Raw genomic sequence first — 16250 nt, forward strand, 5'->3', positions numbered from 1 at the left:
GGGTATGAGCGAGCGAAGCGAGTGAATCGGTGGGGACGGTGCGTCGCGCTCAGGCGCCGTCGAGCGCCGAGCGAGGGGGTGGCGTGAGCGGCCGGGACGGGTCGGGGGGACCGATCCGGACGTGTGTGCGATCGATGTCGGCCGGGCGGGGCATCCGGCTGCCGGGCAGTCCCACGGCCGCGCCGGCCCAGGCGAGGCCCTCGGCGAGGGCCGTCGCGCCGCGGGCCCCCGCGGCGAGGAAGCCCGCCAGCAGGGCGTCGCCCGCGCCCACGCTGCTGCGCGGCTCCTCGACCGCGCATTCGCCGTACCAGACCTGTTCGTCGTGGTCGACCAGCAGCGCGCCGTCCGCCCCGAGACTGGTCAGGACCGACCGCGCGCCCATGGCGCGCAGCTTGCCGACCGCGTCGAGCACGTCGCCGACACGGGCGATCGACGTGCCGGTGGCCTCGGCGAGCTCGTCGCGGTTCGGCTTGACCAGCGCGGGGCCGGCGTTGACGGCGGACACGAGGGCGGGGCCGCTCGTGTCGACCGCCAGGTTGATGCCGGCGTCGGCGAACCGGCGGCACAGCCCGGCGTAGACGTCCACCGGCACGCCGGGCGGGAGGCTGCCCGAGGCGACCACCCAGTCGGCCGACCGTGCGGCGTCGAGCACGGCGCCCGCCAGCGTGTCCAGCTCGGCGGGGGTCAGCGCGGTGCCCGGCTCGTTCACCTTGGTGACGGTGCCGTCCGGCTCGGCGATCGCGACGTTGGACCTGGTGGGGCCCTCCACCGGCACGGGGATCATGTCGATGCCCTCCGCCGACAGCAGGTCGAGGAGCCGGCGCCCCTCGCTGCCGCCGTACGGGACGACCGCGCACGACCGGACGTCGTTGGCCAGCAGGGCCCGCGACACGTTGACGCCCTTGCCGCCGGGGTCGAGGTGGGTGGCGGCCGCCCGGATGACGGCCCCGCGGGTCAGCGCGCCGACCTCGATCGTGCGGTCGAGGCTGGGGTTCAGGGTCAGGGTGAGGATCATGCGCGGACCACCTCGGGTCCGGCGGCGGCCAGCGCGGCGGCCTGGTCGGGGTCGATCCCGGTGTCGGTGATGACGACGTCGATCTCGCCGAGCGTCGCGAAGCGCGCGAGGTAGGTGCCGGAGAACTTCGTGTGGTCGGCCAGCAGGACGGCGCGATCGGCGCAGGCGATCATCGCCCGCTTGATCGCCGCCTCGGCCGGGTCGGGGGTGGTCAGGCCCTTGGCCACCGAGCAGCCGTTGGTGGCCATGAAGGCCACGTCGACGTTGAGCTGCGACAACTGCTGGATGGCCCAGTCCTCCACGGTGGCCAGCGTCCGGCCGCGCACCCGGCCGCCCAGCATGAGCACGGTCAGGTTGGGACGGGCCGCCAGCACCGTGGCCAGCGGAGGCGAGTTCACGACGACGGTGAGCTCGCGGTCCGGAGGCAGTGCCTGCACGAGCCGGCTCGTCGTGGAGCCCGCGTCGATGACCACGGAGCCGTCCTCGGGGAGTTCGGCCAGGGCGGCCTTGGCGATGCGCTCCTTCTCGGCCGTCATCACCTCGTCCCTGGCGGCCAGGGCGGGCTCGAACCCCAGGCGCTCGACCGGGATCGCGCCGCCGTGCACGCGCCGCAGGACGCCCGCGCGCTCCAGTGCGGTCAGGTCGCGGCGGATCGTCTCCGTCGTGACGCCGAACCGCTCGGCCAGCGTCACCACGTCGACCCGGCCGGCGTCGCGGGCCGCCCGCAGGATCTCCTGCTGCCGCTCCTCGGCGTACATCGTGTTGGTTCACCGCCGTTTCGATGTTGTTTCGTATGTGTTTATACCCGTCCATGTTGGAGGGTCAAGGGCGGTGAACATAACAAAACGGCACCCGGCGGTGTGAGGAAGATCGTGGGGCGTCGATCCGCGCCTTCCCGTGATCGTCCTGTGGCGCCTGCGGGGCCGGCGGGTTCGTGCCGGCTCATCCGGCAGGGCGGCTTCAGGTCCGTCAGGTGCGTGGTGGCGTACCGAATCGGGGCGCACTGATGTCCGCTCCCGCGTACTCGGGTGCGACGCCCTGCGTGTCGTACGGCGGCGCGGTCACGCGCGGGGACGCGCGATGAGTGCCGCCGTCACCTGGTGCGCCCGCGCGTTGAGACGGCGGACGAAATCGACGAACTTCTCCAATTGGTCGTCGTCGTAGTCGGAGACGACCGCCAGGAACTCCGACTCCACCGTGGCGAAGACCTCCTCCAGCGCCGCCTCGTGCCGTCCGGTCGAACGGATCAGCACCTTGCGGCGGTCGAGGTCGTCCCGATGCCGCTCGACGAAGCCGCCGCGTTCGAGCCGGTCGACGACCGACGTGACGGCCGACGTGCTCAGGCCGGTGAGCTCGGCCAGCCGTCCCGCCGTGAGCTCCGGCTCGTGGCGGGCCAGATCGAGGCACTTCAGATCGGTCGGACCGAGCCCGAATCGATCCGCGATCGCCTGGTGCAGCACGACTCCGCGGCCGGCGTTCTCGCGCATCGCCTCCATCAGAGCTCGCAGTGCCTCGGCGCCGCCCACCTCATGCCGCCGACCGGCGGGCAGGGCGGCAGCACCGCCGTCATGGACGGGTATCACCTCGCCTGGAGGCTCGCGTACGCGCTGGCCGGTGTGGCGGGTCCCGGCCTGGTCGCCTCCTACGACGCCGAGCGCCGCCCGTACGCCGACGCCCTCGCCGAGCAGCAGTACGCGAACATGGTCCAGCGCCGGGCGCCGCACCTGCGCGACGACACGGTCGCGGAGATCATGGATCCGGCGGTCGTGTTGTTCGGGTACGTCTCGCCGTCCGGCGCGTTCGTCCGCGAACCGGGCGAGGAGCGCCCGCTCTTCGAGGATCCGGCCTCGCCCTCGGGACGTCCGGGAACCCGGGCGCCCCATGTGCGGCTCAGCCGCGAGGGCGTGCCGGTCTCGGTCCGCGACCTGTTCGGCACCGGGTTCACGGTGCTCGCCGGCGCCGAGGGCGGGATCTGGGAGAAGGCGGCGGCCGAGGCCGCGCGGAGTCTCCGCGTTCCCATCGAGACGTACGTCGTCGGCGGCGCGCCGGAGCTCGGCGACCCTGACGGCCGGTTCCCCGCCGCGTACGGGATCACCTCGACCGGAGCCGTCCTCGTGCGACCGGACGGGATCATCGCCTGGCGGTCGCCCGGCGAGGCCGGCCTCGCGGAGCTGGAAGGCGCGCTGCGTACGGTCCTCGCGTAAGCGGCTAGGGTGCTGGACTCGTGAGATCGAGCGGGGAGGCGCGGATGCGACCGTCGGGACCGGAATGGGCCGAGGTGCGGCGACGCCTGGACGGGCATCGGCACGAGCTGACCGTGGCGGCGGATCGGCTCTATCCCGGGCCGCCCAGGGCCGGATCGACCCGTCTGCTCACCCGGGACGACTGGATCCCGGCCACGCCGCTCGACCTGCGCGAGGTGCGGCTCCGATGGGTGGAGGACGCGCCCGCCCCCGCCGTCACGGGCCGCGAACCGGAGGCGGCGGCCCTGCTCCCGGAGGGCGCCGGCGCCTACCCGGACGCGCTGGGGACGCTCGCCCGCCCCCGGCTCTTCGAGGACCGCACCTGCTACCGGCTGCTTGAGGTCGCCTGGCCGGAGCTGGCCTTCACCCGCGCGCGCTACTTCGACGGCCTGAGCGTGGGAGAGGCGGCCGCGCACGAGTCCGCCGCGCACGAGTCCGCCGGGTATGGCGGCGGACAGCCGCCGCCGTTCCGCGCCCTCGTGGGCGACCCCACCGACCTGCGCCGGCGGCCCGCGCTCTGCGCGATCTCGATGCTCACGCTGCGCCACGACCGCCATGCAGGGGAGACGTCGTTCGTGCTGCACTGGCGCGACCCGGCCCGGGTGGCGCACGCCGGCGGGCTCTTCCAGGTCATGCCGGTCGGGGTGTTCCAGCCCGCGCACGAGCCCGCGGGCGCGGAGAAGGCCGACCTCGACCTGTGGAAGTGCGTGGTCCGCGAGTACGCCGAGGAGTTCCTCGGACGGGGGGAGGAGTACGGCGACGGCTTCGACTACGACAGCTGGCCGCTCTACCGGCGCCTGACGGACGCCCGCGAGGACGGGCGGGCGCGCTCCCTCGTGCTGGGTGTGGGGGTCGATCCACTGACCTTCGCGACCGACTTCCTCACGGTGACCATGCTGGAGGCGGAGACGTTCGACGCCGTCTTCGGCGAGGTCGCCGCGTCCAACAGCGAGGGCCAGGTCGTCGGCCGCGTCCCGTTCGACGCGGAGACGGTGCGGCGGTACGTCCGCGACGAGCCGATGCAGGCGGCGGGCGCGGCCGTGCTGGACCTCGCCTGGCGGCACCGCGAGGCTCTGCTGTAGTCACACGCACGCCGCCCCCGCCGGCCGATGAGGCCGAGGGGACGGCGTGTCGCGAGGAGGACGGTCAGCTCTCGGGGGCGAGCGCGCCGGCGCCGCCCACGATCGGCAGCGTCACCGTGCTCTTCGTCGTGTCGAGGTGCAGCCGCGCGCCGGGGGCGGGCCGGATGGTGTAGTCGTAGTCGCTCGACAGCAGCACGACCCCGATCCGGTGCCCCGCCGGGAAGACGTAGTCGTGCGGCTGAAGGTCGAAGTCGAGGCGGTAGGGCGTGCCCGGCTTGACCGGCTCGGTCCGTGAGATCGACTTACGGTTCTGCGGGTCGATCCAGCCCCGGGTGACGATCTTCGCCTTGCCGTTCTGGTCGTAGTCGACGAGCAGCGCCGTGACGTTCGCGGCGGGCTGGTCGAAGGACATCCGCAGCGACACCCGCGGGGTGCCGCTGAGCCTGGCCGCCGCGGTCAGCGCCTCCGACTTGTACGCCAGGCGGTTGGGCGAGGTGGGGGCGTCGGCGAGGGTCTGCGCCCGCTTGGTGGCGTCGTCGACGATCGTCTCGGTCACCGGTTCGCCCGCCCGGGTCCTGCCGGGGGTGAGGACGCCCGCCGCGCCGCCGGCGCCGGGGGCCAGGTTGAGCTCGGTGTCCGCGGCGGCCGGGTCGGGCCACTCGGCGTACTGCACCAGGGTTCGGTCCTCGCGCTGCACCAGGGCGCGGGGGTCGTTCTCCACGCCGTTCTGGTAACCCCACAGATAGCGGGTGAACCAGCGGTTGAGGACGTCGACGCCGGGGGAGCCGCCATGCCCGCCCTGGTGCAGGTAGATCTTGTGCGGCACCCCGCGCGCCCGGAGCGCCTCGTACCACTGCGCGGCGTGCTTGGTCTTGACGTTCCAGTCGTTGAGGCCGTGCGCGACCAGCACGGCGGCGTGGACCTTGCCGACGTCGTTCATGTAGTCGCGCTCGTCCCAGAAGGCGTTGTAGTCGCCGGTGACGCGGTCCTGCGCCTTCGCGAGCTCCTCGATGACGCTCCGGCAGACCTGCGTGTCCGCGCGCGTGTAGACGTACTCCGCGAGCACGTCGGTGTCCTCGCCCTGGTAGCCGCCGGGTGCCACCACGGCGCCGTTCGCGCGGTAGTAGTCGTACCAGCTGGAGATCGCCGAGATCGGCACGATGGCCTCCAGCCCCTCGACGCCGGTGCTCGCGACCGCGTTGGGCAGGGTGCCGTTGTACGAGGTGCCGATCATGCCGACCTTGCCGGTCGTCCACGTCGCACCGACCTCCCGCCCGGAGGCGTCGTACGCCTTCGCGCGGCCGTTCAGCCAGTCGACGACGGACCTGGCGCCGATGGTCTCGTTGCGCCCGCCGGTGGTCGGGCAGCCGTCGGACTTGCCGCTGCCCAGCGACTCGGCGTGGACCACCGCGAAGCCGCGGGGCAGCCAGTTGGACTCGTGGCTGGTGCTGATCACCGGCTGCGGGCCGCTCGCCGCGAGGGGCGCGTCCGCGCCGCCGGCCCCGGCATCGTCCGCGGTCGCCGCGGCCAGCCGCTCGTCGGCCGCCGGGTCGAGCACCTTGCCGCCGCGGTCCAGCCAGCCCTTGCCCGGGCGGAGCGCCTGGTGGAGCTCGTGGTCCACGTCGTGGTTGGTGATGGGGTTGCCGCCGGCGTAGTAGGGGCTGACCTCGTACACGACGGGCGACTTCAGGCCGGCCGTCTCGGTCTCCTTGAGCCGGGTGACCTCGGCGTGCACCCGGTCGCCCCGGCCGTCGCCGTCGCTGTCGACCGGGGTCTCGATCCACACCTCCTCGCGGATCCAGTCGTTCCTGTTGGACGAGAACACCGGCTGGGCCATGCCGTCCTGGAACACCGGCCCGACGGGTACGGCCGCGCCCGCGGGGGCCGAGTTCGCGGCGAGCCCCGTGACGGTCGTGGCGACGGCGAGGCCCAGCGCCGCCGCGCCCCGGCGTGCGGCTCCCGTACGGCGTGACGCGGCCGGCGGGAGGGGACCAGGCGTCAATCGGCGCGATGAGGACATCGGCAAACCTTCCACGAACCATCGGGGGGATTCGGGCCGGGGGATTCGGCCCGCAGAGGGCGATGCTAGGGACGCAAGTGCCGAATGTCTTCGGACGACCGTTCTGTCTTGATCACGACTGTTTTCGACAGATGTCGAAATCTGCCCCAACGCGACACCGCAGGGCCGGATGATGATCGCCGTGCACGACGTACCCGTGACGGTGACCCGGGCAGGCGCGGGCTCCGTCGACGAGACCGCCCGCCGGTCCGTGCGGCCTGCCGTCGCCACTACCTGCTGCTGGTTGTCCGCGCGTCGCCCTGACGGGCCCGGAAGGGCGTCAGTAGCCGTAGCGGCTCTTCAGATGCCGCCATACGTCGCGCAGCATCCAGGCGTCGAACTCGGTGATCGACGTGGCGGAGCCCGCCTTCATGAGGAAGCAGCACTGCCCGGCTGGGGTCCAGTCGTAGAAGTCGTCCAGGCCGAAACCGTGCCCGATCTCGTGGAGGAGGATGTGGATGTCGTCGGTGCCGAGGTTGTCCACCAGATACTCGCTGCCGACGCGCTGTCCCCAGGCGCCTCCCATGCCGCCGTTCATGCCCTCGGTGAGCCACAGCGACATGTCGTAGTGGTGGGAGGCGCCGCCCGGGCAGTCCGGGTAGGCGCCGGACTGGTCGAACAGGCGTCCGCACGGCTCGGCGCACTGCGGCGCGTTCTCGCGCATGTCGCCGACGTACACGTCCACGGAGTCGTCGGTCCACTGCAGCGTGGCGCGGTCGCGTACGGCCCAGCCGACCACCTTCACCGGCACGTCCGCGTACGGCCAGCCGTTGTGGCCCGCCATCACGTCCATCCACTTCTTGAACGACCTGGCCAGCGCAGCGTGGATCTTGTCGCGCAGCTCCGCCGAGACCGGGGCGCTGGAGTCCCAGCGGACGCAGTAGTTGACGCTGCCGCCGTTGGCCATGATCTGGTCCCAGCCGTAGTTGCGGTAGCCGTACAGGTCGGGGTAGGTGGACTCGACGTGTCGCCAGACCTCGTCGAGCGGCGCGACCATGTCGGCGGGCGGGCTCCAGCCGCTCTGCTTGACGGCGTCGGCGAGCGCCCTGATCTCCAGCAGCCCGACCGACGCCTGGCCGCTGCGCAGGACGACGCGCAGCCGGGTCGTGGTGACGGCGGGGAACGTGACGGTGTTGTAGGTGTCGGCCGCGGTGGGGTAGGAGGCGGCGACGTCCACGTACGCTCCGCCGTCCCAGCTCTGGAGCTTCCACGAGACCGGCAGCCGGACGCCGCCTCCGTCGTCGAAGAAGTAGACCTGCACCGAGGAGATCGTCTGGGCGGACGGCCAGGTCAGCTGGGCCCACTGCTCGCCGGCCTGGGGCCAGGTGCCCCAGCGGCGGTTTCGCGTGTCATCGGAGCGAGCCGGGTCGATGCCGTCGTTGACGGCGGCGACGCTCTCCCAGGGAGAGGTGTAGGAGGCGGAGGCGGTGGCCGACGGGGCCACGTTCGCCACGGCGGCGTCGGCACGCGTGGGCGCCAGCAGAAAGCCTGCGACCAGCGCGAGAACGGCGAACAATCGCCTCATGCCTGTCTCCTTCGCGGCACGGTGAGCGAGCGCTCACCGGGCCGCCGTCGGGGGGAGTGCTGTGGAGCGGGAGTGCTCCGAGTTTTTTCCGCCACAAAAGGGGTGTCAAGCCCCCAACCGGAACGATGTGACAGACGGGATCACGAGCCGGCAGGGTCGGCGCGGCTCCACAACGACCCGGTGAATTCCGGAAGAAGTCGCTGATTTTAGGATGACCTGGTCGTTCAAGGGTGAAGAGGTGGTTTCCGGGATGACAGCGCGTGGATGACAGGGCGGTTGGGGACCCGCTGACTCCGCATGACGGGGTGATCCGGGATGAGCCGGTGGTTCGGGACAGGGCGGTGGTTCGGGATAGGGACTTGCCGGAGGGCGATGTAGCGCGGCGGAGCCCTGCGAAGCAGCGACAGGGCCGTGCCCGGTCCGCCATCTGGACGCGCCGCCTGGCGGTCGCCGCGCTGGTGCTGGCCGCGCTCAACCTCAGGCCCGTCGTCACCAGTCTCGGGCCCGTGCTCGAGGAGGCCCGTGCCGCCCTCGGGATGAGCGCCACCGTCGCCGGGCTGCTCACGTCCGTGCCGGCGGTGTGCTTCGCGCTGATCGGCTCGGCCGCACCCCGCCTGGCCCGCCGTCACGGACCGGAGGGCGTCGTCCTCGCCGGGATGGCGGCGGTCGCGCTCGGGCTCGCCCTGCGGCCGTTCGTCGGCAGCACCCCGGTCTTCCTCACGCTGAGCGGTTTCGCACTGGCCGGGATCGCGGTCGCCAACGTGCTGTTGCCGGTCGTGGTCAAGCAACGCTTCCCGGACAGGGTCGGCATGATGACCGGCCTGTACTCCATGGCCCTCAACCTCGGCGCCGCCGCCGCCGCCGTCACCGTCCCGCTCGCCGGGGTGTTCGGCGGTGACTGGCGTGCCGGTCTCGGCGCCTGGGCCGTCCTCGCCGCCGTCGCCGTGCCGCCCTGGGTCGCGCTCGCCCGCGACGGCCGGCGGCCACCCGGGAAGCAGGACGGGCAGCAGACCGGGCGGCAGGCCGGGCGGGCGGCGGGCGGGCACGCCGCCGCGGGGGCCGGGGCGCACGTACGGGTGGCCCGCAGTCCCACGGCCTGGGCGCTCGCGGTCTTCTTCGGCCTGCAGGCCACCTCCGCGTACGTCATCATGGGCTGGCTGCCCCAGGTCTTCCGTGACGCCGGGCTGTCCGCCGAGGCCGCCGGTCTGCTGTTCGCCGCCACCTCCGTGCTCGGAGTGCCGCTGTCCTTCGTGCTGGCCGCCGTCGCCGGACGGCTGCGGAACCAGAGCGGCATCGCGGTCCTGCTCGGAGCGTTCGGGCTCGCCGGGTACGCCGGGCTCTGGGCGGCTCCCGCCGCCGCGCCCTGGTTGTGGGCGGTGCTCCTCGGCGTGGCCAACTGCTCCTTCCCGCTGGCGCTCACGATGATCGCCATGCGCGGCCGGGACGGCGCGACGGTGATCCGGTTGTCCGCCTTCGCGCAGAGCGTCGGCTACCTGCTGTCGGTCCCCGGCCCCATCCTGGTCGGAGCGCTCTACCAGCACACCGGCGGCTGGCAGGGGCCGCTGGCCTTCGTGGTGTGCCTCATGGTGCCGCAGATCGCGGCCGGATACCTCGCGGGCCGCGACCGGCAGATCTGATCTCCAGGCGCTCCGGTCGCCGGCACTCCCGACCGCCGCCGTGTGCGCAAGGGCTCGCCGAGCGTCGTGGGAGACGTCGCGGCCGCACGGATCGGGGCGCGTTCCGCTTTCACGCCTTCTCCGCGTAGCGGTGGGCGGCGACTTCCCGCGGCAGCCCCAGCATCCGGAAGAACAAGGCGTCCATGGCGCGGTCGGGCAGCACGCGCCGCAGCCGGGTCAGGAGCTTGGCATGGCCGCCGACGGGATAGCGCGTCTTCGGCCGTCGGTCGGTCATCGCCCTGGCCACGGCGGCGGCGACGACCTCCGGAGGGCTGCCGCTCCGCTCGTGACCCATGGCGATCTTCTCGATGACGTGGCCGAAGGTCTCGCCGTAGTCTTCGCGGCCCTGCGATGAGAACCGCTCGGCGACGGCCCGGCGTCCGTTCGCGATCAGCTTGGCCGGCGCGTCGCTCCGCGTGGCGCCCGGCTCGACGATGCTGACCGGCACCCCCCACGGGCGCAGTTCCATCCGCAGCGCGTCCGTGATCGAGACCAGACCGTGCTTGGACGCCGTGATCGGACCGAGGAACGGCAGCGTGATGCGTCCGCCTTCGGAGCCGACGTTGACGATCCGCCCGGGGACGCGCTTCAGCAATGGCAAGAACGCCTGCGTCACGGCGAGCTGGCCGGTCAGGTTGACCTCGAGGTGATGCCGGAACTCCTCCAGCGGCACGAGTTCCATCGGCCAGGGGGCGCCGATGCCGGCGTTGTTGACCAGACCGGCCAGTCCGGCGCCGTCGGTCGCCCGTTCCACCGCCGCGACGGCCGCCGTGATCGACTCCGCGTTCGTGACGTCGATGTGAACGGGCACGATCGCGCCTGCGGACCGGGCGCGCAGGGCCTCCCCGTGGGCCTCGTCGCGTACTCCGGCGAAGACGGTGAATCCTCTGCCGCTCAGCGCCAGGGCCGAGGCCCGCCCGATTCCCGACGACGTACCGGTGACCACCACTGCTCGCGGCATCGTTCCTCCTCCAGATCTCAACACTGGTGAGTTTTACTGTAACTCATCGGCGGTGAGTTAATGTGTGAGGGTGACAGACGTGCGCGGAAAGAGAGCCGGTGGCCGCCGCCCGGGAGTGTCCGGCACCCGCGAGGCGATCCTGGCCGCGGCCCAGCGAGGCTTCGCCGAACACGGCTATCTGGCGACCACCATCCGCGGCGTGGCCGCGGCGGCGGGGGTCGATCCGGCGCTTGTTCTGCAGTTTTTTGGCAGCAAGGACGGCCTCTTCGACGCCGCCCTGCGCGCCGACCCGCCTACCCGCGACCTCGCGGCCCTGCTCGACGACGGCGGGGTCGCCGATCTCGGTGAGCGTCTGACCAGGCGTTACCTGGAGCTGTGGGAGGGACGGGACACGGGCCCGCGGCTGCTCGCGGTGGTGCGCGGAGCGTCGGCCTCGCCCAGCGCGTCGGCGATGGTGTCCGCCTTCATGGCCGACGCGGTGATGCTGCCGCTCGCCCGCGCCGTCGGAACCGGTCAGGCAGAGTTGCGTGCGAACCTGACGGGCGCGCACCTGCTCGGCGTCGCCACCGCCAGGTACGTCCTGCGGGTGGAGCCGCTCGCCTCGCTCGACCGGGAGCGGGTCGTCGCCATCCTGGCTCCGCTCGTCCAGCACCACCTCACCGGCGATCTCGCCGGTTCCTGAGGCGGCCCCTTGCGCTTCCTTCGCTGCGGGCTACTATCGAACCGTACGGTACGGTTCGGTTTGCGGGAGGCCTCGGATGGAGTACGAGGACGTCAAGGTCCGGCAGATCCGGGCGGCGGCCAGGACGCTGTTCCTCCGGCACGGTTACGCCAAGGTCAGCACCGCGGCCCTGGCCAGGGAGGCGGGCGTGTCGAAGGAGACCATCTACACCCGCTACCCGAGCAAGGAGGCCGTCCTCGCGGACGTGCTCGAACACCTGATCGCCACCACGGAGGAGCCGGAACGGGCGGCCCCGGCGATGGCGTCACGCGCCGACCTGGAGAGCGCGTTGCGCGCCTTCGCGCGCCGGCTCCTGAACGGCCTCATGGACCGCGACTACATGGAACTGGCTCGCATCGTCATCGCCGAGACGCCCCGGTTGCCGCACGTGGGGGAGACGTTCCGGCACGCCGTCCCCGACCGGGCGCTGGCCCACGCGCGGGCGCTCCTGACGGCGGCCAGGGACGCCGGGCTCATCGGGGGCCTCGACCTGGACAGCGCCGCCCTCATGCTCGTCTCGCCGCTGGTGACCCACGCGCTGCTGCACGTCCTGCTCGTCGCCCCCTCGGCGGGGGTGCCGCCCGAGGACCTGGACGTCGACGCGCACGTCGCCCTGTTCCTCAGAGCCGTCTCCTTCCGGGAGGAATCATGAACTCCGATGTCATCGTCGTCGGCGCGGGGCCGACGGGGCTGCTGCTCGCGGGCGACTTGGCCGGCGCCGGCGTCCGGGTGACGCTGGTCGAACGCCGCACCGGCGAGTCGCCGCTGTCGCGTGCCTTCGCCGTCCACGCGCGCACGCTGGAGATGCTCGACATGCGCGGCCTGGCCGACCAGGCGTTGGCGAGCGGCACCACCGTGCCCGGCCTGCTGATCTGGGACCACGTCACGATCGGCATGACCGAGTTGCCGGGCGATCACCCGTACATGCTCGTCACCCCGCAGTACGAGATCGAGCGGCTGCTGCTGAAGCGCGCGGTCGCGAACGGCGCCGAGCTGCTGTCCGGGCACGAGGTCATGGGCGTGGGCCAGGACACCGACGGCGTGGACGTGCGGGTCCGCCCCCTCGGCGGGGAGGCCCGCACTCTCCGGGCGTCCTACGCGGTGGGCGCCGACGGCAGGCACAGCACCGTACGCGAGGCGGCCGGCATCCCGTTCCCGGGGCACGCCGTGGCGCGGTCGGTCATGCTCGCCGACGTCAGGCTGAACGACAAGCCCGGAGAACTGCTGTCGGTCAACGGCGTACGCGAGGGGTTCGTCTTCATCGCCCCCTTCGGAGACGGCTGGTACCGCGTCATCGGGCGCAACCACCGCAACGGTGATCTCCCCGACGACGTGCCGGTGGACTTCGAGGAGCTGAAGTGGCTCACCCGCAAGTGCTACGGCACCGACTTCGACATGCACGACCCGCGGTGGATGTCGCGGTTTCACAGCGAGGAACGGCAGGCCGCCCGCTACCGGGCCGGCCGGATTTTCGTTGTGGGCGACGCGGCGCATGTGCACGCTCCCGCCGGCGGCCAGGGCATGAACACCGGGCTTCAGGACGCGGCCAACCTCGGCTGGAAACTGGCGGCGGCGGTGCGCGGCTGGGCACAGCCCGGTCTGCTGGACAGCTACGACGAGGAGCGGCGCCCGGTCGGCAGGGCCGTCCTGCGCACCAGCGGCCTGCTCACCCGGCTGGCACTGCTGCGCTCGCCCGTGCTGCGCGCCGTACGCAACCAGGTCAGCGGCACGGCCATGCGCGTCGCGCCGCTGCGGCGCGCGGCGGCTCTCACCATGCTGTCGGGCCTGGGCATCCGCTATCCCGCACCGGCCGGCGCGCACAGCTGGGTCGGCAGGCGCGTCCCCGACCTCCCTCTCGCCGACTCTTCCGGCGGCGGCACGGCGCCGGCCCGGCTGTATGAGGCGCTGCGCGGCGGCAGGTTCGTCCTCGTCGGTCGCCTCGCCCCGCCCGCGGGTTGGGGCGACCGCGTCGACCACGTCGTCCCCGCCGAGGCCGGTGCCGCCGCCATGCTGGTCCGGCCCGACGGCTACCTCGCCTGGGCCGGCGTACGGCCCGGCACCGCCGACCTGGTCCGGGCCCTGACCGGCTGGTGCGGCCGGGCCGCCTGACGGCGCTGCGGCCGGCACGCGCCCCCAAGCCCCGGCGAGCGCCAGGGTTCAGATCTGCGTACGCGTCTCACCGAGGCTGCCACGCCGGGTCACGGCCGGTGAGGCCCAGCAGCCGGTCCAGCGGCGGGGCGTCGCCGGGCACGGGCACCGGCGGTCCGAACAGGCCGGGACTGCCCTGGGGGTGCTCGGCGACGACGGCGCCGACCCACCGGCAGGCCCGGTGCACGGCCTCGGCGAGAGCGGGATCGTCGGCGGGGTAGGCCGCCCCGGTGGAGACGGCGAGGTCCCAGCCGTGCACGATGATCTCGTCGAGCACGGACGTCCCGGCGACCTCGGCCGGCAGCACACGGCCGCCGATCTCGGCCGTGCCGGTCCAGGCGGACGGCTCCCGCCATGCCCCGGCCAGTTCCGCGAGGCGGGCAGGTATGCGGTCGCGCCAGTCCGCGCCCAGCCTGGACGCGTCCGGCACCGGCGCTCTGCCGCCTCCCTCCAGCGGAATCTTGCGCGCCGCTGCGGCGAACGCGACGCAGAGGCTGTCGATGTGATCGAGCAGCTCGCCGACCGTGGTGCCCTCGCACGGCGTCGGCCCGGTGAGCCGGTCGTCGGGGACGTCCCGGATGATCGCGGCGAGCATGTCCGCCGCGGGCTTCAGGTCGGCCGTCACCGCTTCACCGCCACGGTGAGCCGGTCGAGCACGCCGTCCCACCCGCCCCCGATCTGCTCGGCGACGTGCGGCAGCGCGGCGGCCAGCGCGTCGAGCCGCTCGTGCAGGAGGGTCATGTGCGTGCCGCCGCCCGCGGTCTCGCTCAGCTCGACCGTGAGCAGGGAGTCGAACATCGGTCCTGCCTCACGGTGGGGACCGACGAATCCCCAGCGCCAGACGATACGGCGGTCCGGGACGAGCTCCAGCAGTTGCGCGTCGAAGCCGCCGATCGGGCGGTCCGAGGAGGCCTGCCAGATGCGGTAGCGGCCGCCCACCCGCTCGTCCACCTCGGCCCGCACACACTCCAGGTCGCCGGGCGCGAGCCACAGCCGCAGGACGTCCGGATCGAGCCAGGCGCGGTAGACGGTGTGCGGGGGTGCGGCCAGCGTCCGCTCCCGCCGTATGGCGGGGTGGGTCGCGGAATCAGCGATCATGACGGCTCCTCGGATGTGTGCGCGGGTGGGGGGTCGAGGACCTGCTGCAACGCGTCCAGGCGGTCATCCCAGAACCGCTCGTAGAAGCGCAGCCATTCGACGGCGCTCGCGAGAGGGCCGGACCGCAGACGGCACACGTGCCGGCGTCCCACGACCGTGCGCTGCACCAGTCCGGCGTTCTCGAGCACCTTCACGTGCTTGGACGCCGCCGCCAGCGACATCCGCAGCGGCTCGGCGAGCTCCCCGACGGTCAGTTCACCCGCCGCGAGCCGGCGCAGCATGGTGCGCCGCGCGTCGTGAGCCAGGGCGTGGAACACCTCGTCCAGCACCGATCGATCCTCAACCACATGGTTGACGATAGCGGCAGGCGACGCAGACGTACAACCAGATGGTTGAATTTTCTGGGTGGAAAATCGTTGGACAGCGCCGTACGTCGATGGTGATCGTGGGGAGCATGCGGCAGGAGGAGATCTGGAACGCCGACACCGCCCAGCACTACGACACGCCGGGCACCGGGATGTTCGCGCCCGAGGTCCTCGGGCCGGCCGTCGACCGCCTCGCCGATCTCGCGGGAGACGGGCGGGCGCTCGAGTTCGCCATCGGAACCGGCCGTGTGGCCGTTCCGCTCGCTGAGCGCGGGGTGCCCGTCACCGGCATCGAACTGTCCCGTCCGATGATCGACCAGCTACGTACGAAGGTGGACGAAACGAAGATCCCGGTCGTCGTCGGCGACATGGCGACCGCCGTGGCTCCAGGGGAGTACTCGCTCGTCTACCTCGTCTACAACACGATCTCCAATCTCCTCACCCAGGCCGAGCAGGTCGCGTGCTTCCGCAACGCAGCGCGCCACCTGATGCCCGGCGGCCGCTTCGTGATCGAGCTCTGGGTGCCCGAGCTGCGCAAGCTCCCACCGGGCCAGGAGGCCGTGGTGTGGCATTGCGAGCCCGGCTACATCGGCCTGGACACCTACGATTTCCTGCGGCAACACCTCGTGTCGCACCATTTCAGGTTCGACGAGAGCGGACAGGCTCAGCTGTTCCGCAGCCCCCACCGATACATCTGGCCGGCCGAGCTCGACCTCATGGCCCGGCTGGCCGGGTTCGAGCTGGAAGCCAGGCACGCCGACTGGATCGGAACCGAATTCACCGCCGAGTCGCGTTCACACGTGTCCGTCTACCGCATCCCGCCCGGTCGAACCGCGTCGGATTAAGGCCGACGCTGTCGCCGGCCTTAATCGCGCATTCGCGGGGGGCGGAGAATTCGCTTTCGCGGCGACGGCCGAAATGCGGGCGAGCGGGCCGTGCCGCAACCGGCTGCAAAAGGGAGAGCCCCGCGAGGCGACCGCCTCGTGGGGCAGGAGGGTCCAGCAGGTTCGATGTGCGGTTATCCGGTCCTTGCTGCTGCCTCGCTCTCCCTGCCGCTGACGCCGCTACCGCGGTGCGCGTTCCTCGAATCGGCCGCGCTCGCGTCCGCGTTCTTCCATGCGCCCGCGCTCGCGTCCGCGTTCCTCGAACCGTCCGCGTTCACGTCCGCGTTCTTCCATGCGCCCGCGTTCCTCGAACCGTCCGCGCTCGCGTCCGCGTTCTTCCATGCGCCCGCGCTCGCGTCCGCGTTCTTCCATGCGCCCGCGCTCGCGTCCGCGTTCCTCGAACCGTCCGCGTTCACGTCCGCGTTCTTCCATGCGCCCGCGTTCCTCGAACCGTCCGCGCTCGCGTCCGCGTT

At 72.4% G+C, this 16250-nt stretch carries 17 protein-coding genes; 8 read left to right on the forward strand and 9 right to left on the reverse strand.

The features are described 5' to 3' along the window. Nucleotides 1-49 precede the first annotated feature (49 nt). The 3 genes from pfkB to FH610_RS35190 form a co-directional block, all read right to left on the reverse strand. The gene (gene pfkB / locus FH610_RS35180) at nt 50-1015 is read right to left on the reverse strand and encodes a 1-phosphofructokinase (RefSeq protein ID WP_139579555.1); all 966 of its coding nucleotides are present in this window, start codon (nt 1013-1015) and stop codon (nt 50-52) included. Next, nucleotides 1012-1773 (reverse strand): DeoR/GlpR family DNA-binding transcription regulator, encoded by a 762-nt coding sequence (locus tag FH610_RS35185; RefSeq protein WP_139579556.1) that lies wholly within the window; start codon nt 1771-1773, stop codon nt 1012-1014. The genes pfkB and FH610_RS35185 overlap by 4 nt, the downstream gene beginning before the upstream one ends. Before the next feature lie 303 nt (nt 1774-2076). Further along, nucleotides 2077-2502: a MarR family winged helix-turn-helix transcriptional regulator gene (locus FH610_RS35190; RefSeq protein WP_161628150.1), complete on the reverse strand. Its 426-nt coding sequence runs from the start codon at nt 2500-2502 to the stop codon at nt 2077-2079. Here FH610_RS35190 and FH610_RS44005 point away from each other — a divergent pair. Next, entirely contained in the window at nt 2467-3219 is a 753-nt protein-coding gene (locus tag FH610_RS44005) for an aromatic-ring hydroxylase C-terminal domain-containing protein (RefSeq protein WP_161628151.1), read from the forward strand. The two genes, FH610_RS35190 and FH610_RS44005, sit on opposite strands and share 36 nt — an antisense overlap. Before the next feature lie 44 nt (nt 3220-3263). Continuing rightward, complete coding sequence (locus tag FH610_RS35200) at nt 3264-4340, forward strand: transcriptional regulator (protein ID WP_139579559.1); 1077 nt, start codon at nt 3264-3266, stop codon at nt 4338-4340. 64 nt (nt 4341-4404) lie between these two features. On the opposite strand, the gene FH610_RS35205 is transcribed toward FH610_RS35200, so the two are convergent. Next, nucleotides 4405-6360, reverse strand: a complete 1956-nt coding sequence (locus tag FH610_RS35205) for a Xaa-Pro dipeptidyl-peptidase (RefSeq protein ID WP_139579560.1) — start codon at nt 6358-6360, stop codon at nt 4405-4407. A gap of 319 nt (nt 6361-6679) precedes the next feature. Beyond that, complete coding sequence (locus tag FH610_RS35210; protein WP_139579561.1) at nt 6680-7924, reverse strand: discoidin domain-containing protein; 1245 nt, start codon at nt 7922-7924, stop codon at nt 6680-6682. Nucleotides 7925-8283: 359 nt separating this feature from the next. On the opposite strand from FH610_RS35210, the gene FH610_RS35215 reads away from it, so the two are divergent. Beyond that, nucleotides 8284-9561 (forward strand): CynX/NimT family MFS transporter, encoded by a 1278-nt coding sequence (locus tag FH610_RS35215; protein ID WP_205826290.1) that lies wholly within the window; start codon nt 8284-8286, stop codon nt 9559-9561. Nucleotides 9562-9670: 109 nt separating this feature from the next. Here the strand turns inward: FH610_RS35215 and FH610_RS35220 are convergent, their stop codons facing one another. After that, complete coding sequence (locus tag FH610_RS35220) at nt 9671-10561, reverse strand: SDR family NAD(P)-dependent oxidoreductase (RefSeq protein WP_139579562.1); 891 nt, start codon at nt 10559-10561, stop codon at nt 9671-9673. A 79-nt stretch (nt 10562-10640) separates the two neighbouring features. Between FH610_RS35220 and FH610_RS35225 the strand changes: the two genes are divergently transcribed. From FH610_RS35225 to FH610_RS35235, 3 genes are all read left to right on the forward strand, one after another. After that, nucleotides 10641-11243, forward strand: a complete 603-nt coding sequence (locus tag FH610_RS35225) for a TetR/AcrR family transcriptional regulator (RefSeq protein WP_161628152.1) — start codon at nt 10641-10643, stop codon at nt 11241-11243. A 76-nt stretch (nt 11244-11319) separates the two neighbouring features. Next, complete coding sequence (locus tag FH610_RS35230) at nt 11320-11934, forward strand: TetR/AcrR family transcriptional regulator (protein ID WP_139579564.1); 615 nt, start codon at nt 11320-11322, stop codon at nt 11932-11934. Further along, entirely contained in the window at nt 11931-13391 is a 1461-nt protein-coding gene (locus FH610_RS35235) for an FAD-dependent monooxygenase (protein ID WP_139579565.1), read from the forward strand. The genes FH610_RS35230 and FH610_RS35235 overlap by 4 nt, the downstream gene beginning before the upstream one ends. Nucleotides 13392-13458: 67 nt before the next feature. Here FH610_RS35235 and FH610_RS35240 read toward each other — a convergent pair whose 3' ends face one another. The 3 genes from FH610_RS35240 to FH610_RS35250 are packed head-to-tail and all read right to left on the reverse strand — an operon-like array spanning nt 13459 to nt 14875. Further along, on the reverse strand, nt 13459-14055 hold the full coding sequence (locus tag FH610_RS35240) for a TIGR03086 family metal-binding protein (RefSeq protein ID WP_139579566.1): 597 nt from the start codon (nt 14053-14055) through the stop codon (nt 13459-13461). Beyond that, the gene (locus FH610_RS35245) at nt 14052-14528 is read right to left on the reverse strand and encodes an SRPBCC family protein (RefSeq protein WP_139579567.1); all 477 of its coding nucleotides are present in this window, start codon (nt 14526-14528) and stop codon (nt 14052-14054) included. The genes FH610_RS35240 and FH610_RS35245 overlap by 4 nt, the downstream gene beginning before the upstream one ends. Next, nucleotides 14525-14875 (reverse strand): ArsR/SmtB family transcription factor, encoded by a 351-nt coding sequence (locus FH610_RS35250; RefSeq protein WP_182897438.1) that lies wholly within the window; start codon nt 14873-14875, stop codon nt 14525-14527. The genes FH610_RS35245 and FH610_RS35250 overlap by 4 nt, the downstream gene beginning before the upstream one ends. Before the next feature lie 89 nt (nt 14876-14964). On the opposite strand from FH610_RS35250, the gene FH610_RS35255 reads away from it, so the two are divergent. Continuing rightward, entirely contained in the window at nt 14965-15738 is a 774-nt protein-coding gene (locus tag FH610_RS35255) for a class I SAM-dependent methyltransferase (RefSeq protein ID WP_240809389.1), read from the forward strand. A 138-nt stretch (nt 15739-15876) separates the two neighbouring features. Then, on the forward strand, nt 15877-16250 hold a 374-nt coding region (locus FH610_RS35260; protein WP_139579569.1), incomplete at its 3' end, for a hypothetical protein.

The organism is Microbispora catharanthi, assembly GCF_006334915.2.
Taxonomy (GTDB): domain Bacteria; phylum Actinomycetota; class Actinomycetes; order Streptosporangiales; family Streptosporangiaceae; genus Microbispora; species Microbispora catharanthi.

What these genes read in the sequence shown, in the direction of transcription:
- pfkB (WP_139579555.1), bottom strand. Translation starts at nt 1,015, where the DNA reads ATGATCCTCACCCTGACCCTGAACCCCAGCCTCGACCGCACGATCGAG.
- FH610_RS35210 (WP_139579561.1), bottom strand. Translation starts at nt 7,924, where the DNA reads ATGAGGCGATTGTTCGCCGTTCTCGCGCTGGTCGCAGGCTTTCTGCTG.
- FH610_RS35235 (WP_139579565.1), top strand. Translation starts at nt 11,931, where the DNA reads ATGAACTCCGATGTCATCGTCGTCGGCGCGGGGCCGACGGGGCTGCTG.
- FH610_RS35230 (WP_139579564.1), top strand. Translation starts at nt 11,320, where the DNA reads ATGGAGTACGAGGACGTCAAGGTCCGGCAGATCCGGGCGGCGGCCAGG.
- FH610_RS35185 (WP_139579556.1), bottom strand. Translation starts at nt 1,773, where the DNA reads ATGTACGCCGAGGAGCGGCAGCAGGAGATCCTGCGGGCGGCCCGCGAC.
- FH610_RS35205 (WP_139579560.1), bottom strand. Translation starts at nt 6,360, where the DNA reads ATGTCCTCATCGCGCCGATTGACGCCTGGTCCCCTCCCGCCGGCCGCG.
- FH610_RS35220 (WP_139579562.1), bottom strand. Translation starts at nt 10,561, where the DNA reads ATGCCGCGAGCAGTGGTGGTCACCGGTACGTCGTCGGGAATCGGGCGG.
- FH610_RS35245 (WP_139579567.1), bottom strand. Translation starts at nt 14,528, where the DNA reads ATGATCGCTGATTCCGCGACCCACCCCGCCATACGGCGGGAGCGGACG.
- FH610_RS35255 (WP_240809389.1), top strand. Translation starts at nt 14,965, where the DNA reads ATGGTGATCGTGGGGAGCATGCGGCAGGAGGAGATCTGGAACGCCGAC.
- FH610_RS35200 (WP_139579559.1), top strand. Translation starts at nt 3,264, where the DNA reads ATGCGACCGTCGGGACCGGAATGGGCCGAGGTGCGGCGACGCCTGGAC.
- FH610_RS35190 (WP_161628150.1), bottom strand. Translation starts at nt 2,502, where the DNA reads ATGCGCGAGAACGCCGGCCGCGGAGTCGTGCTGCACCAGGCGATCGCG.